This window comes from Paraurantiacibacter namhicola (assembly GCF_001687545.1).
Classification (GTDB): domain Bacteria; phylum Pseudomonadota; class Alphaproteobacteria; order Sphingomonadales; family Sphingomonadaceae; genus Paraurantiacibacter; species Paraurantiacibacter namhicola.
The window spans coordinates 1,115,516-1,129,209 of the sequence record NZ_CP016545.1 but is presented as its reverse complement, the minus strand read 5'-3'; the positions used below and the strand labels follow the sequence as shown (position 1 = coordinate 1,129,209).

Annotated in this window: 18 protein-coding genes; 3 read left to right on the top strand and 15 right to left on the bottom strand. The window is 65.5% G+C overall.

Going from position 1 to position 13,694, the window contains the following annotated elements; translation table 11 throughout:
- Positions 1 to 4: 4 nt before the first annotated feature.
- The 15 genes from A6F65_RS05475 to coxB form a co-directional block, all read right to left on the bottom strand.
- Positions 5 to 451, bottom strand: a complete 447-nt coding sequence (locus A6F65_RS05475) for a hypothetical protein (protein ID WP_067786646.1) — start codon at positions 449 to 451, stop codon at positions 5 to 7.
- Positions 452 to 528: 77 nt separating this feature from the next.
- Entirely contained in the window at positions 529 to 987 is a 459-nt protein-coding gene (locus A6F65_RS05470) for a molybdenum cofactor biosynthesis protein MoaE (RefSeq protein WP_067786644.1), read from the bottom strand.
- A gap of 1 nt (position 988) precedes the next feature.
- Complete coding sequence (locus A6F65_RS05465) at positions 989 to 1,231, bottom strand: MoaD/ThiS family protein (protein WP_067786642.1); 243 nt, start codon at positions 1,229 to 1,231, stop codon at positions 989 to 991.
- 1 nt (position 1,232) lies between these two features.
- Positions 1,233 to 2,231: a GTP 3',8-cyclase MoaA gene (moaA, locus tag A6F65_RS05460; RefSeq protein WP_067790139.1), complete on the bottom strand. Its 999-nt coding sequence runs from the start codon at positions 2,229 to 2,231 to the stop codon at positions 1,233 to 1,235.
- 14 nt (positions 2,232 to 2,245) lie between these two features.
- Entirely contained in the window at positions 2,246 to 2,608 is a 363-nt protein-coding gene (locus A6F65_RS05455; RefSeq protein ID WP_067786640.1) for a Rossmann fold domain-containing protein, read from the bottom strand.
- Entirely contained in the window at positions 2,608 to 2,979 is a 372-nt protein-coding gene (locus A6F65_RS05450) for a dihydroneopterin aldolase (RefSeq protein ID WP_067786638.1), read from the bottom strand. The genes A6F65_RS05455 and A6F65_RS05450 overlap by 1 nt, the downstream gene beginning before the upstream one ends.
- Positions 2,980 to 2,989: 10 nt before the next feature.
- Positions 2,990 to 3,880, bottom strand: a complete 891-nt coding sequence (locus A6F65_RS05445) for a class I SAM-dependent methyltransferase (protein ID WP_067786636.1) — start codon at positions 3,878 to 3,880, stop codon at positions 2,990 to 2,992.
- On the bottom strand, positions 3,880 to 5,280 hold the full coding sequence (gene thrC, locus A6F65_RS05440) for a threonine synthase (protein ID WP_067786634.1): 1,401 nt from the start codon (positions 5,278 to 5,280) through the stop codon (positions 3,880 to 3,882). Before thrC ends, A6F65_RS05445 begins: the two co-directional genes overlap by 1 nt.
- Positions 5,281 to 5,331: 51 nt before the next feature.
- A complete protein-coding gene (locus A6F65_RS05435) occupies positions 5,332 to 5,940 on the bottom strand; it encodes an SURF1 family protein (protein ID WP_067786632.1) in 609 nt (202 codons plus the stop codon).
- Between the two features lie 145 nt (positions 5,941 to 6,085).
- The gene (locus A6F65_RS05430) at positions 6,086 to 6,937 is read right to left on the bottom strand and encodes a cytochrome c oxidase subunit 3 (RefSeq protein ID WP_067786630.1); all 852 of its coding nucleotides are present in this window, start codon (positions 6,935 to 6,937) and stop codon (positions 6,086 to 6,088) included.
- A gap of 78 nt (positions 6,938 to 7,015) precedes the next feature.
- Positions 7,016 to 7,585: a cytochrome c oxidase assembly protein gene (locus tag A6F65_RS05425; RefSeq protein ID WP_067786628.1), complete on the bottom strand. Its 570-nt coding sequence runs from the start codon at positions 7,583 to 7,585 to the stop codon at positions 7,016 to 7,018.
- A 4-nt stretch (positions 7,586 to 7,589) separates the two neighbouring features.
- Positions 7,590 to 7,712, bottom strand: coding sequence for a hypothetical protein (locus tag A6F65_RS13215; RefSeq protein ID WP_257784266.1), 123 nt, complete (start codon positions 7,710 to 7,712; stop codon positions 7,590 to 7,592).
- A complete protein-coding gene (locus tag A6F65_RS05420; RefSeq protein ID WP_067790136.1) occupies positions 7,709 to 8,638 on the bottom strand; it encodes a heme o synthase in 930 nt (309 codons plus the stop codon). Before A6F65_RS05420 ends, A6F65_RS13215 begins: the two co-directional genes overlap by 4 nt.
- A 130-nt stretch (positions 8,639 to 8,768) precedes the next feature.
- Positions 8,769 to 10,487: a cytochrome c oxidase subunit I gene (ctaD, locus tag A6F65_RS05415; RefSeq protein ID WP_067786626.1), complete on the bottom strand. Its 1,719-nt coding sequence runs from the start codon at positions 10,485 to 10,487 to the stop codon at positions 8,769 to 8,771.
- A gap of 40 nt (positions 10,488 to 10,527) precedes the next feature.
- On the bottom strand, positions 10,528 to 11,661 hold the full coding sequence (coxB, locus tag A6F65_RS05410; RefSeq protein WP_083989256.1) for a cytochrome c oxidase subunit II: 1,134 nt from the start codon (positions 11,659 to 11,661) through the stop codon (positions 10,528 to 10,530).
- 175 nt (positions 11,662 to 11,836) lie between these two features.
- On the opposite strand from coxB, the gene pyrE reads away from it, so the two are divergent.
- From pyrE to acpS, 3 genes are all read left to right on the top strand, one after another.
- Positions 11,837 to 12,415, top strand: a complete 579-nt coding sequence (gene pyrE / locus A6F65_RS05405) for an orotate phosphoribosyltransferase (protein ID WP_067786624.1) — start codon at positions 11,837 to 11,839, stop codon at positions 12,413 to 12,415.
- Entirely contained in the window at positions 12,412 to 13,167 is a 756-nt protein-coding gene (locus tag A6F65_RS05400) for a pyridoxine 5'-phosphate synthase (protein WP_067786622.1), read from the top strand. The genes pyrE and A6F65_RS05400 overlap by 4 nt, the downstream gene beginning before the upstream one ends.
- 118 nt (positions 13,168 to 13,285) lie before the next feature.
- The gene (acpS, locus tag A6F65_RS05395; RefSeq protein ID WP_067786620.1) at positions 13,286 to 13,690 is read left to right on the top strand and encodes a holo-ACP synthase; all 405 of its coding nucleotides are present in this window, start codon (positions 13,286 to 13,288) and stop codon (positions 13,688 to 13,690) included.
- The last annotated feature ends 4 nt before the right edge of the window (positions 13,691 to 13,694 follow it).

The following is a 13,694-nucleotide window of genomic DNA, read 5'->3' as shown; positions in this document are numbered from 1 at the left end:
TGGTTCAGACCAGGGCCGCGATGGTCACCGTGACAATCGCCCAGAACAGGATGAGGACGGGCAGGATCAGCATCTGGATGCCGGCCTGAGTGGCCGTGAGGCGGCCCGTCAGCGTGTTAATGCCGTGCAGGCGGAACTGGCCCATGGTCAGCGCCTTGCTGCCCGTCTGCGGCGCGATGCGCGTCCACAGGGCCGGAACGCCGAAACCGGCAAAGATGAAGATCGCGAAGATGGCCACGGGGATCGCCATTTCGGGATTGGCAAAGCCCAGCCCCAGCACCGCGATGATGGCGAGGTAGAGGCCGACGGTGGCCGCATACATTGCCCGCGGCATCTCGAAAGTGCGGTCGGTGACGTGCGGTGCGCGCTCCACTTGCGGCAGGACCTGCGGCAGCAGTTCGTGGATGCGTGCCTTTTCGGCGATTTGCGGGCGGGTGAGTTGTTCGGCCATGGATACCTCCTGTCGTGTCCCAGCCCTTTTGGGCTGGGCCGCGTCAGAAGGCTTTGACGCACGTCAAATCGCGCGAATTATTTCCAGCGGGCCAGGTCTGCGGCGTCCTGCTCGCGCGGTTCGATCCAGTGCCAGGCGCCGCTGCGGCCGGTGCCGCGCCGTTCCCGCTTCCAGAAGAAGGCGTCGGATTTCAGATGGTCCATCGTGAAATCGACCGCTGCGATGGCATCGCGGCGATGGCGCGCGGCGGCGGCGACCAGCACGATGGGCGCGCCGGGTCGCAGCATGCCGATGCGGTGGCGGACCAGCAGCCCGTCGAGCGTCCAGCGCTGGGCGGCCCGCTCGGCAAGTGCTTCCATGCCCGGCAGGGTCAGCGGCGCGTAATGCGTCAGCTCCAGCGCCTTCACGTCGCCATCGGGGCGCACCTTGCCGACGAAACTTGCGATGGCGCCCGCTTCCGGATGCGCCTTGGCGAACAGGCCCAGCGCCTTGCCGGGCGAGAAGCCCTTTTCCAGCAGCGCGACGTCGAGCGCCACGTCAGCCGCCGCTTACCGGGGGCAGCAGCGCCACCTCCGAGCCATCCTGCGCCTGCAGGTCTTCCTTCGCGGCCAGCACCTGGCCATCCAGTGCCAGCCGGATGCGTTCGCCGGAAACTTCGGCAGCGAGATCGTCCGGCAGTGCGGCCAGCAGCCCAGCCCATTCCAGCGGGGCCGGCATTTCCAGTTCGCCGGTCCCGGCCATGTCGGCCAGCCGGCCCAGCAGGACAATACGCACGGCCATGTCAGCCGCCCGTCATGGACATGTGGCGCGGCTGCGCGGGGGCGCTTCCCTCGGCAATCGCGAAATGGTGGCGTTCGGGCTTCACCTGCATCGCCGTGTCGAGGGCGCGGGAGAGCAGAGCGTCGCTGTCTTCCGACCGCAGGGCCGCGCGCAGGTCCACCTGTTCCGATCCGCCCAGGCAGGCGAACAGCTGCCCGGTGGCGGTCACGCGCACGCGGTTGCAGGTGGCGCAGAAATTGTTCGTCAGCGGCGTGATCAGGCCCAGCCGTCCGCCAGTTTCCGCAATGTCGTAATAGCGCGCCGGGCCGCCGGTGCGGTGATCGCTGGCTGCCAGGGTGAAGCGGCGCTCCAGCTGGTCCACCACGGCCGGGATCGGCAGGTAATGGTCCGTACGATCGCCATCGACCTCGCCCAGCGGCATGGTCTCTATCAGCGTGACCTCGTGCCCCTCGCCATGCGCCCAGGCGACAAGGTCCGGGATTTGCGCCTCGTTCAGCCCCTTCAGCGCGACGGTGTTGAGCTTGACCTTCAGGCCAGCCTCGCGCGCGGCGGCAATGCCGGACAGCACTTGCGGCAGGCTGTCGCGCCGCGTCAGCCGGGCAAACAGCGCCGGGTCCAGCGTGTCGAGGGAGATGTTGATCCGCCGCACGCCGGCATCGGCCAACGCCTGCGCCTTGTCCGCCAGCTGCATGCCGTTGGTGGTCAGCGTCAGCTCGTCCAGCCCGTCCCCCAGCCGCGCACCGATGGCCTTCACCAGATCCAGCATGTCGCGCCGCACCAGCGGCTCCCCGCCGGTCAGCCGGATGCGGGTGATGCCCCGGTCGATGAAGGCCAGCGCCAGCCGGTGCAGCTCCTCCAGCGAGAGCACCTCGCTGCGCGGCAGGAAGCGCATCTTTTCCGGCATGCAATAGGTGCAGCGCAAGTCGCAGCGATCGGTAACCGAAAGCCTGAGATAGGTGATGCGGCGCCCGAAGCTGTCCACCAGCCCCTTGTCCGCCATGGTCGAGCAGCCGCTCATCGTACCAGCTGCGCCGGATTGACGGGCTGCGCACCATCTACAGCGACAATCTGCCCGGTGATGCCCGGCTGGGCCAGCAGCCATCCGGCAATCTGTGCAACCGATCCATCGCCGCCTGCATCGCGGCCGATAACACCGTTCACGCGCAGGTGCGGTGCGGCTTCACGCGCCAAGCCCTGCACCAGCGCGCGGCGCCATTCGTCATGCTCGTGCCCGGCAGGCGGGAATGTCAGCACCAGGTCCTCTCCTTGCGCAAGAGCGGCGCGGGCCGCTTCCAGGTGATCCTGCAGGAATTTTCCGGCTGCGCCTAGCGGGTTTTGCGGCAGTCCCTGCACCGGGATGATCTGCCCGCCCGCCATCAGGGGCGATCCCGCGTCAGGGTAATGCCGATGCTCTCGTTCGCTTCGGACAATGCCAGCTTCACGATCTGCACGCTAACCTGCTCCAGCCGCTCGTCCTGCAGGAACAGCGTTTCGCAGACATGGTCCGCCACAGCCTCGATCAGGTTGAAATGCAGGCCCGGCGGAAAGGCTTCGGACGCTGCAAATTTCAGGTCCATGTAATTCTTGCTGGCGGCCAGCGGTGTGTCGGGCGTGTACTTGTCCAGCACCCGCAATTTTGCACGGATGGTGAAGCGCAGGGGCTGCGGCTTGCCCGTCTCTTCCGAGTAGATGCCCGTCAGGACATCGTGATCGAAGTCCGCGATTTCGAGATACAGCGAATCGGCCATGCGCGTGTCCTTACGCCGGATTGTGCCAGCGTGCGAAGATTGCCGTGGGCAGCAGGCGTCCGTCGTCCCCATCCTCACGCACCGCAAGGTCGCCGAACTCGATCCGGCCCGGCAGGTCCGCGAACAGGTCTGCCAGCATGGTCCCCAGCGCCACCGCGCTCATGCGCACGGCATAGACGGTCAGGAACAGGAAGCGGCTGTCAGCGTCCAGCAGCTGGCGGCAATCGGCCACCAGGCCGGGCAGGCTGTCTTCCAGTCGCCATGTCTCGCCCTTAGGGCCGCGCCCGAACTTGGGCGGATCGAGGATGATACCGTCATAGCGATTGCCGCGGCGCACCTCGCGCGCGGCGAACTTGGCCGCATCGTCGACCAGCCAGCGGATCGGACGATCGTCCGTGCCAGACAGCGCGGAATTCTCGCGCGCCTGGGCCACGGACTTCTTGCTGGCATCCACATGCGTGACCGGGCCGCATTCGCTCAGCGCCAGCGTGCCCACGCCGGTATAGCCGAACAGGTTCATGGTGCGCGCATCCGGCTTGCCGCCGAGAGCGCCGCGCATCCAGTCCCACACCGGCGCCATGTCGGGGAAGAAGCCGAGGTGGCGGAAGGGCGTGCACTGCGCGTTGAAGGTGACCTCGCGCCAGCTCAGCGGCCAGCCATTTTCCGGCACGCGCCCGCTATAATGCCAGCGTCCGCCGCCATCCTCGTCACTGCCGGGGATGAACTCGCCGTCCGCCTGCCAGTCTTCGCGGCGCGGCGCCCACATGGCCTGCGGTTCGGGGCGGATGAAGCGGTGCGGGCCGTAGCGTTCCAGCTTGCGTCCATGGCCGCTGTCGACCAGCCCGTAATCGGCCCAGCCCTCGCCGGTCATGATAATGGGATCCGGGGAAAGCTGCGCCATCAGGACACTGCCGTGGCCCGCTCGGCCACATAGGCCGCCACGGCATCGTAATCGCCGGGCAGCGTGTCGTAGCGTTCTTCCCGCTCGAACAGGTCGCCCACGCGCGTGGGCAGCGCAGGCCGCTGGCCGGTGGCGCGCTCCACCGCGTCGCGGAACTTGGCCGGGTGGGCGGTGGCAAGGGTGACGACGGGGATATCCGCCGCAAGGCCGGAAGCGCGCGCGGCGTGCAGGCCGATTGCCGTGTGCGGATCGATGATTTCGCCGCATGCCTCGCTCGCCCAGCGCATCGACTCATTCATGGCAGCGGCATCGGCGCGCGCGCTGGTGAACAGGGCGGCTGCGCCCTCGCGCTGCGCATTGGTGAGCTGCATCGCGCGGGCCGCATCGAAGCCCTGCATCTGCGCCGCGAGAGCCGGCCCGTCGCGCCCGCCTTCGCAGAACAGCAGCCGCTCGAAATTGGAACTGACCTGGATATCCATGCTGGGCGCGGCCGTCGGCTCCACCGTGCCGGCGGAATAGTCGCCACTGGAAATCGCGCGGTGCAGGATGTCATTCACATTTGTGGCGACGATCAGCCGCTCTATCGGCAGGCCCATCTGCGCTGCGACATAGCCGGCAAACACGTCCCCGAAATTGCCGGTCGGCACGCTGAACGCCACCTTCCGATCCGGCCCGCCAAGCTGCAGGGCGGCAGCGAAGTAATAGACCACTTGCGCCATCAGCCGCGCCCAGTTGATGGAATTGACCGCCGCGATGTGGAAGCGGCCATTCATCGCGCCGTCGGAGAACATACGCTTCACCATGGCCTGCGCGTCGTCGAAGCTGCCTTCCAGCGCGATATTGTAGACGTTGGGGGCCTTCACCGTCGTCATCTGGCGCCGCTGCACGTCGCTGATGCGGCCTGCGGGATGCAGCATGAAGATGTCCACGCCCGCGCGCCCCGCAACGGCATCGATGGCCGCGCTGCCGGTGTCGCCGCTGGTCGCGCCCACGATGGTCAGGTGATCCTCGCGCCGGGCCAGGAAAGTCTCGAACAGCCGCCCGAGCAATTGCAGGGCGACATCCTTGAAGGCCAGCGTGGGGCCATGGAACAGCTCCAGCAGATGGTGCTGCTGGTCGAACTGGGTGAGCGGCGTGACGGCGGCGTGGGCGAAGCGGCCATAGGCGCGCTGGCACAGGCCGCGCAGCTCGTCCTCGGTCAGCGAACCTTCCACGAAGGGCAGCATGACGCGCACGGCAAGCTCGGCATAGGGCAGCCCGCGCATCGCCGCGATTTCGGCTTCGCTGAAGCGGGGCCATTCCTCCGGCACATAGAGGCCGCCATCGCTGGCCAGGCCCGCCAGCGTGACCCCTTCGAAATCGAGCGCCGGTGCGCTTCCGCGGGTGGAGACGTATTTCATCGTACGGCTGCGGTTAGCGAGGGCGGGCCATGTGGGCAAGAAAGACGCGGTTTACGCGCCCCTAGCGTCCCGCCGCCGGCGCCGCACGGCCAGCACGTAGATGATGCCCGCCGTCAGCGCGAAGAAGAACCACTGCCAGGCATATGCGGTGTGATTGTTGGGCAGGTCCGCCGGGTTCGGCGCGGCTATCGGCGCGAGGCCGGCTTGCGGTGGCTGGGCGATAAGGCGCGCCTCGCCGCTGCGGCCGGGACCGATGATACCGCCAACGGTCGCCCCGCCCGCATCGCCTTCAGGCCAGTCGGCAATTTGCGGGGAGGCGGTGTAACCGAGCACGATGTCCGCCTCGCCCCCGCCCGCCAGCGCGCAGCGGGCGATCTGGGCCAGGCCCTTCACGCCCTCGGCGGACGTGCCGGCTTCCGCATTGCGCGAGACGATCCGCTCGCACGTCACGAATGCTCGGCGATAAAGCGCGTCCTCGACGGCTTCCTCGGTGGTTGGAAACTCCGTGGGCGGCAGGCCCGATGCGGCGGCGTAGCGTTCCAGCAAATCCGCCTTCCACTCCGCGCGGCCCAGCTGCCACACGCCGAGTGCCAGCATCGTCGCGATTGCGGCGATGACCAGCACGGTGGCGAAGACGGGAATACCGGTCCGGTCGGTCATTCTTTTCCGCACGATGGGCTATGCCCACCCCGCTTCGCTAGGCAGCAAGCTGCCAAGCTTCGCTTCCCCTCCCGCATGCGGGAGGGGTTCGCGAGACTTGCCGAGCCGCAGGCGAGGTTAGTCGCAGCGGGGTGGGCAAATGGCATTAATGGAATTCGGCGCCCCAGCCGCCCCAGACGTAGACGACCACGAACAGGAACAGCCACACCACGTCAACGAAGTGCCAGTACCACGCAGCCGCTTCGAAGCCGAAGTGCTGGCGCGGGGTGAAGTGGCCCTTGTAGGTGCGAGCGAGGCAGACGATCAGGAAGATCGTACCCACGATCACGTGGAAGCCGTGGAAACCGGTCGCCATGTAGAAGGCGCTGGAATAGGTGTTGCCGCCGAAATCGAACGGTGCGTGGGCATATTCGTATGCCTGCACTGCCGAGAAGACCACGCCCAGGATGATGGTGAGCCACAGGCCCTTCTTCAGGCCTTCGCGGTCGCCATTGATCAGGCTGTGGTGCGCCCAGGTGACCGTGGTGCCGGAGCACAGCAGGATCAGCGTGTTGAGCAGCGGCAGGTCGAAGGGATTCATCACCGCCTCGATCGCCTTGGGCGGCCAGATGCCGTCCACCACTTCGGTCAGCGTGCTGGGGAACAAGGCGAAGTCGAACCACGCCCAGAACCAGCCCACGAAGAACATCACTTCGGATGCGATGAACAGGATCATCGCGTAACGCAGGTGCAACTGCACCACGGGCGTGTGATCGCCCGCTTGCGCTTCTGCCACGATATTGCTGAACCAGCTGAAGAAGCTGGCGATCAGGCCGGCAATGCCGAGGCCGACTATCAAAGGCCAGAACGTATACGTCCCAGGCTGTTCCGCTGTCGCGGGCGTGCTGTTCATGTAGAACACCATGCCGGTGGTGAACGTCAGCGCCGAGAACGACATGACCAGCGGCCAGATGTCGGGCGGAAGGATGTGATAATCGTGTGTCTTGGCACCGGCCATGATGGAACTTCCTGATGCTTGCCTGGCTTTGGAATCTGCGAGCCGCTCTAGAGCGCGGCGGCGCGATGGTCCAGAGGGTTAGCCACCCTCTTCTACGTTCTTCTGCTCCAGCGACTTGTGAAAGGTGTAGCTAAGCGTGATCTGCTCCACCCCTTCCATGTTGGGATCGTCCAGCGCGGCCGGGTCGACGTAATACAGCACCGGCATGGCCACTTCCTGGCCCGGCTGCAGCGTCTGCTCGGTGAAACAGAAGCACTGGATCTTGTTGAAATACTTGCCCGCCTGCTCCGGCTCGACATTGAAGCTGGCCGTGCCGGTGACGGGCACGTCGCTGTCGTTGCGCGCGGTATAGACGGCGATGTCGCGTTCGCCGATCTGCACCCGGTCGGTCGCCTGGCGCGGCTTGAAGGTCCACGGCATGTCGCGCGCGGTGTTCGCATCGAAGCGGATGGACATGGTCTGCCCGCCCGCGCTGCGGCCCATCTGCGCGGCCAGGTCTGCCTCGGCCAGCGTGGCGCGCTGCGTCGTGCCGCCAAATCCGGTGACACGGCAGAACATGTCGTACAGCGGGACCGCGGCATAACCGAACCCCAGCATCGCGGCCGCCACACCGGCGAAGATCAGGCCTGTCTTGGTGTTCTGGTCCATCGCGTCACCCGAACTTGGCAAAGGTGATGAAATAGAACAGCAGGACAAAGCCCGCCAACACCAGCGCAAGCGCGAGGTTGCGGCCCTTGCGGGCTTCCTTCAGGCGGGTTTCTTCATCGGGCGTCATGACAAGGCTCCTTCGGCGAGGATCAGCCGGTCCGCCACCAACATGGCGAACAGGATGAAGAGGTACAAGACCGACCAGGCGAACAACCGCTTCTCTGGCTTCATCGTGTCGTTTTCCGTGCTGCGGCGGAACGCCACCGGCAGCGAAAGCGCCAGGAAGATGCCGGACAGGAGCAGCGCGGACACGCCGTAGATCGCGCCCGTGCCGCCGATGAACCACGGCGTGGCGCTGAGCGGCAGCAACAGGACCGAATAGGCCAGGATCTGACGGCGGGTGGAGGTATCGCCCTTCACCACCGGCATCATGGGGATGCCGACCTTGGCGTAATCGGTCTTCACAAACAGGGCGAGCGCCCAGAAATGCGGCGGCGTCCACATGAAGATGATGGCAAACAGCAGCACGGGCATGGCCGTGATTTCGCCCGTCACGGCCACCCAGCCGATCAGCGGGGGGAAGGCCCCCGCCCCGCCGCCGATCACGATGTTCTGCGGCGTGCGCGGCTTCAGCCAAATAGTGTAGATGACCGCGTAATAGATGATGGAGAGCAGCAGGATCACGGCGGACAGCCAATTCACCGCCAGCCCCATGACCATCACCGATGCGCCGGACAGGACGATGCCGAAGTCGCGGGCATCGGTGCGCTGCATCCGTCCGGCAGGCAGGGGCCGCGCGGCTGTGCGCTTCATCCCCGCGTCGATATCCGCTTCCCACCACTGGTTCAGCGCGGCGGCGCCGCCAGCGCCGATGGCGATGCACAGGATAGCGGTGAAGCCGATGACGGGATTGATGCTGCCAGGGGCCGCCAGCAGGCCGCAAAGGCCGGTGAAGACCACCAGGCTCATCACGCGCGGCTTCGTCAGCGCGAAGAAATCGCGCCATTCTGCCGGTAGCGGCGCTGCATTGGTTGCGGCGGGTGCGGTCTGCATCACATGTCCTGTGCGCATCTCTGCGCTGCGTTCTCCTGTCAGAAGGGGCGCAGCCGTCGCCGGCGCGCCCCTCCCCTTGTCCGTTTGCGGCGGGCGGAGCCTGCGGTCCGCCCGGCCATGCCCGTCAATGTCAGGCCGTGGCCGGCTTGCCGCTGATGTGGTCGTCAGCCGTGTGGTGTTCCTCGATCACGGGAAGCGTTTCGAACTGGTGGAACGGCGGCGGGCTGGAAAGGCTCCATTCCAGCGTCGTCGCACCTTCGCCCCAGTAATTGCCTTCCGCCTTGCGGCCGGCAAACAGGCCATAGAACACGTTCACAAAGAAGATCACCATGCTGGCACCCATGATCACATAGCCCCACGAAGCGATCTCGTTCCAATAGGCGTAAGCGGGGGTGAAGTCCGGATAACGGCGCGGCATCCCCTGCATGCCCAGGAAGTGCATCGGGAAGAAGATCACGTTCACGCCGATGAAGAACACCCAGAAGTGCAGGTGTGCCAGGAATTCGGAGTGCCAGCGGCCGAACATCTTGGGGAACCAGTAATACCAGCCCGCGAAGATGGCGGTGACGGCGCCCAGCGACAGCACGTAGTGGAAGTGAGCGACCACGTAGTAACTGTCGTGAAGGTTGTCGTCGATGCCGCCATTGGCCAGCACAACGCCCGTCACACCGCCGACGGTGAACAGGAAGATGAAGCCCAGCGCCCAGACCATGGGCGACTTGAAGCTGATGGAACCGCCCCACATGGTGGCGATCCAGCTGAAGATCTTCACGCCGGTCGGCACCGCGATGACCATGGTGGCGGCCGTGAAGTACATCTTCGTGTTCACGTCCAGGCCCACGGTATACATGTGGTGCGCCCACACGATGAAGCCGACCACGCCGATCGCGACCATGGCGTATGCCATGCCGAGATAGCCGAACACCGGCTTGCGGCTGAAGGTCGCCACGATCTGGCTGATCATGCCGAAGCCCGGCAGGATCATGATGTACACCTCAGGGTGGCCGAAGAACCAGAACAGGTGCTGGTAAAGCACCGGATCGCCGCCGCCCGACGCGTTGAAGAACGTCGTCTGGAAGTTACGATCCGTCAGCAGCATGGTGATGGCAGCGGCCAGCACCGGCAGCGCCAGCAGCAGCAGGAAGGCGGTGACCAGCACCGACCACACGAACAGCGGCATCTTGTGCAGCGTCATGCCCGGGGCACGCATGTTGAAGATGGTGGTGATGAAGTTGATCGCGCCCATGATCGACGCCGCGCCTGCAAGGTGCAGCGCGAAGATGCCGAAGTCGACCGCCGGCCCGACGGAGCCGGTGGTGGAAAGCGGGGCATAGACCGTCCAGCCCGTACCCGCGCCCATGCCCGTGCCGCCCGGCACGAAGGCGCTGAAGATCAGCGACAGGAAGCCTGCCACCGTCAGCCAGAACGAGATGTTGTTCATGCGCGGGAACGCCATGTCCGGCGCGCCGATCATCAGCGGGACAAACCAGTTGCCGAAGCCGCCGATCATGGCGGGCATGACCATGAAGAACACCATGATCAGGCCGTGCGCCGTGATCAGCACGTTCCACATGTGGCCCTGTTCGTCGAAGGTGCCTTCGCCGCCCATGAATTCCACCATTGAGCCGAGCCACTGCAGGCCCGGTTCGGCCAGTTCAAGGCGCATCAGGCCGGAAATCGCACCGCCGACGATACCCGCGATAATCGCGAAGATCAGGTACAGCGTACCGATGTCCTTGTGGTTCGTGGACATGAACCAGCGGGCGAAAAAGCCCGGCTTGTGGTCCGCATCATGATGATCGTGATGCGCCTCGCCGTGGGCCTGGAGGGTGTCTGCGGTGGTAGCCATAATTATGTCTGACCTTGCGTCTTGAGCTTAATCGTATCGTTCAGGTGGTGGGCGAAGTGTCTTCGGTGGGCGGCAGGCCCGCACCCGGAGCATCTTCCACCGCGCTTTCGGGCTGTTGCAGCCCCGGCAGTTCCGTCTCGGTGATCGGCGCTGCATCTTCGGCAGCTTCGCCAACCGTGCCACCCGGCTGGCCGCGCACCCACGCCTCGAACTGCGCGCGCGGCACGGCTTCGATGGCGATCGGCATGTAACCGTGGCGGGCACCGCACAGCTCCATGCACTGGCCGTAATAGATGCCCGGCTCCTTGATCGTCAGCGTCTTTTCGTTGAGGCGGCCGGGAACGGCATCCATCTTGAACCAGAGCGACGGGATGGCGAAGGAGTGGATCACGTCCGCGCCGGAAATCTGCAGGCGCAGCGGCTCACCCACCGGCACGACCATGCGATTGTCCACCGCCAGCTGCGGCGGCAGGTTCTTTGCCAGCGCTTCGCCTTCATCCATCATGTTGGAGATGACTTCGAAGTCGCCATTGTCGGGATAGGTATAGCCCCAGTACCACTGGTAGCCGGTGACCTTGATCGTCAGCGCGTCTTCCGGCGGGCTCTTGTACTGCTTCGCCAGCAGGCTGATCGAAGGCACGGCGATGACCACCAGGATCAGCACGGGCACGATGGTCCAGATTACCTCGATCAGCGTGTTGTGGCTGGTCTTGGAGGGGACCGGATTTGCCTTGCGGCGATATTTGACGATCACCCACAGCAGCAGGCCAAGCACGAACAGGCTGATGAAGGTGATGATCGGCATCAGGATGATATCATGCATGAACAGCGCATCATCACCGATGTCCGTGAACTGCGGCTGGAACGTCATGGAGCCCAGCAGGTCATCCTCTGCGGAGACCGGCTGGCCCTTGATCATGTCCGGGCCGAGCGGGGTGTAGCCCGATGCGGCATCGGTGGTGACGGTCTCGCCCGTCGTGCCTTCGGCCGCCTCGACAGCGGAGATCGTCGGATCGGCAGCGTTTTCCTCTGCCGTCATCTCGATCGGATTGGGCACGCCTTCAAGCGACTGCGGATTCGCCGCCATGGCGGAAACCGGCGCGGCCAGTAGGCCGAGCGCGGCCATAATGCCGAGGAAATTCAGGTGCTTGCGGGCGATTTCGCCAAGGGTCATGGATCTTACGCTTTCCGTCTAGCAAGTGCGCACACGGGTGATGCCATCCCACTCGGGAGGGCGCTTGGCTGCGGCCTATACGCGCGCTTGCCGTGTGTCTCAAGCGGTTCTAGGAGGATTTTTCCTCGCCCCGCCGCACCCTGCGCCGCGGGCACGGCAAGACAAAGGAACAGGCGTGACGGATGAAGAGGTTCTGGCGGAGTTTCGCACCGCCGGCGCATTGCTGGAAGGCCATTTCGTGCTCTCCTCCGGACTCCATTCCAGCCACTACCTGCAGTGCGCGCGCGTGCTGATGAATGCGGAACGGGCCGGCCTGCTGGCCCGGGCGCTGTGCCAGAAAATCCCGCGCGAGGTGCGCAGCCAGGTGGACGTCGTGGTCTCGCCCGCCATGGGCGGCCTTATCATCGGCCATGAAATGGGCCGCACGCTGGAAAAGGACGCCATCTTCCTGGAACGCCCCACGGGCACGTTCGAGCTGCGCCGAGGCTTCCGTCTGGAAGAAGGCGCCAAGGTGCTGATGGTGGAAGACGTGGTCACCACCGGCCTGTCCAGCCGCGAGGCGATCGAGGCCGTGGCGCGCGAAGGCGGCGAAGTGCTGGCCGAAGTCGCCCTGGTGGACCGCAGCGGCGGCGAGGCGGACCTCGGCGTGCCCTTCTACCCGCTGATCGAGCTGCACATCCCGACCTATGCCGATGACGAGGTTCCGGAAGATCTGGCCGCCATCCCTGTGACAAAGCCCGGCAGCCGGAAGTGAGAGAGGCTCGGGAGGGCACGTTGCGCCTCGGCGTGAACATCGACCACGTCGCGACCATCCGCAATGCGCGGGGCGGCGATCATCCGGATCCGGTGCGCGCGGCGCAGATCGTGGCGCGGTGCGGGGGGGACGGGATTACCGCTCACTTGCGCGAGGACCGCAGGCATATCCGCGACGATGACCTCAAGCGCATCCAGGATGCGACGGACCTGCCGCTCAACCTGGAAATGGCGGCGACGGAGGAGATGCTGGGCATCGCGCTGCGCCATGCGCCGCATGCCGCCTGCATCGTGCCGGAAAAGCGCGAGGAGCGCACGACCGAGGGCGGGCTGGACGCGGCGGGGCAGCACAATACGCTCGTCCCCATCGTGGAGCGGCTGAAGGAGGCGGGCATCCGCGTCAGCCTGTTCATCGAGGCGAGCGAGCGCCAGCTGGACGCCGCGATCCGCCTCGGCGCGCCGGTGGTGGAATTCCACACCGGCGAATATGCCCACGCGCATCTCGACGGCGATAGGACACGGATCTCGGCCGAACTGAAGCGCATCGCGGACATGTCTGCGCTTGCCACCAAGAATGGCATCGAGCCGCATGCCGGCCACGGTCTCACCTACGAGAACGTCCAGCCCATCGCCGCCATCCCGCAGCTCGCGGAGCTCAATATCGGCCATTACCTGATCGGCGAGGCGGTGTTCCATGGGTTGGAGCCGGCCGTGCTGAAGATGCGCGAACTGATGGACGAGGCGAGAGGTTGAACACGCCCACTTTCACGTCACCCCGGCCCCCGAGCCGGGGTCCCGCTTTCTCTGCGGCGGATCGATCAAAAAGCGGGACCCCGGATCAAGTCCGGGGTGACGGCCCGGAGGGGCAGCCATGATCATCGGCCTCGGCTCTGACCTGTGCAATATCGAGCGAATCCAGAATTCTCTCGACCGCTTCGGCGAGCGGTTCGAGCAGCGCGTCTTTACCGAGACCGAACGCGCCAAGGCGGCCAAGCGCCCGTTCACCAAAGCCGGGACTTACGCCAAGCGCTTCGCCGCCAAGGAGGCTTTCTCCAAGGCCGTGGGCACGGGTTTCAAGCGCGGCGTCTTCATGTCCGATATCGGCGTGGTCAACGCCCCCAGCGGCGCGCCCACCCTCGCCCTTGCCGGAGGGGCGGCAGAGCGGCTTGCGCAAATGGTGCCGGATGGGCATGAGGCGCGCATTCATCTCACCCTCACCGACGATCATCCATGGGCCCAGGCCTTCGTGATTATCGAGGCCCATCCCCTAAAGTGAATTC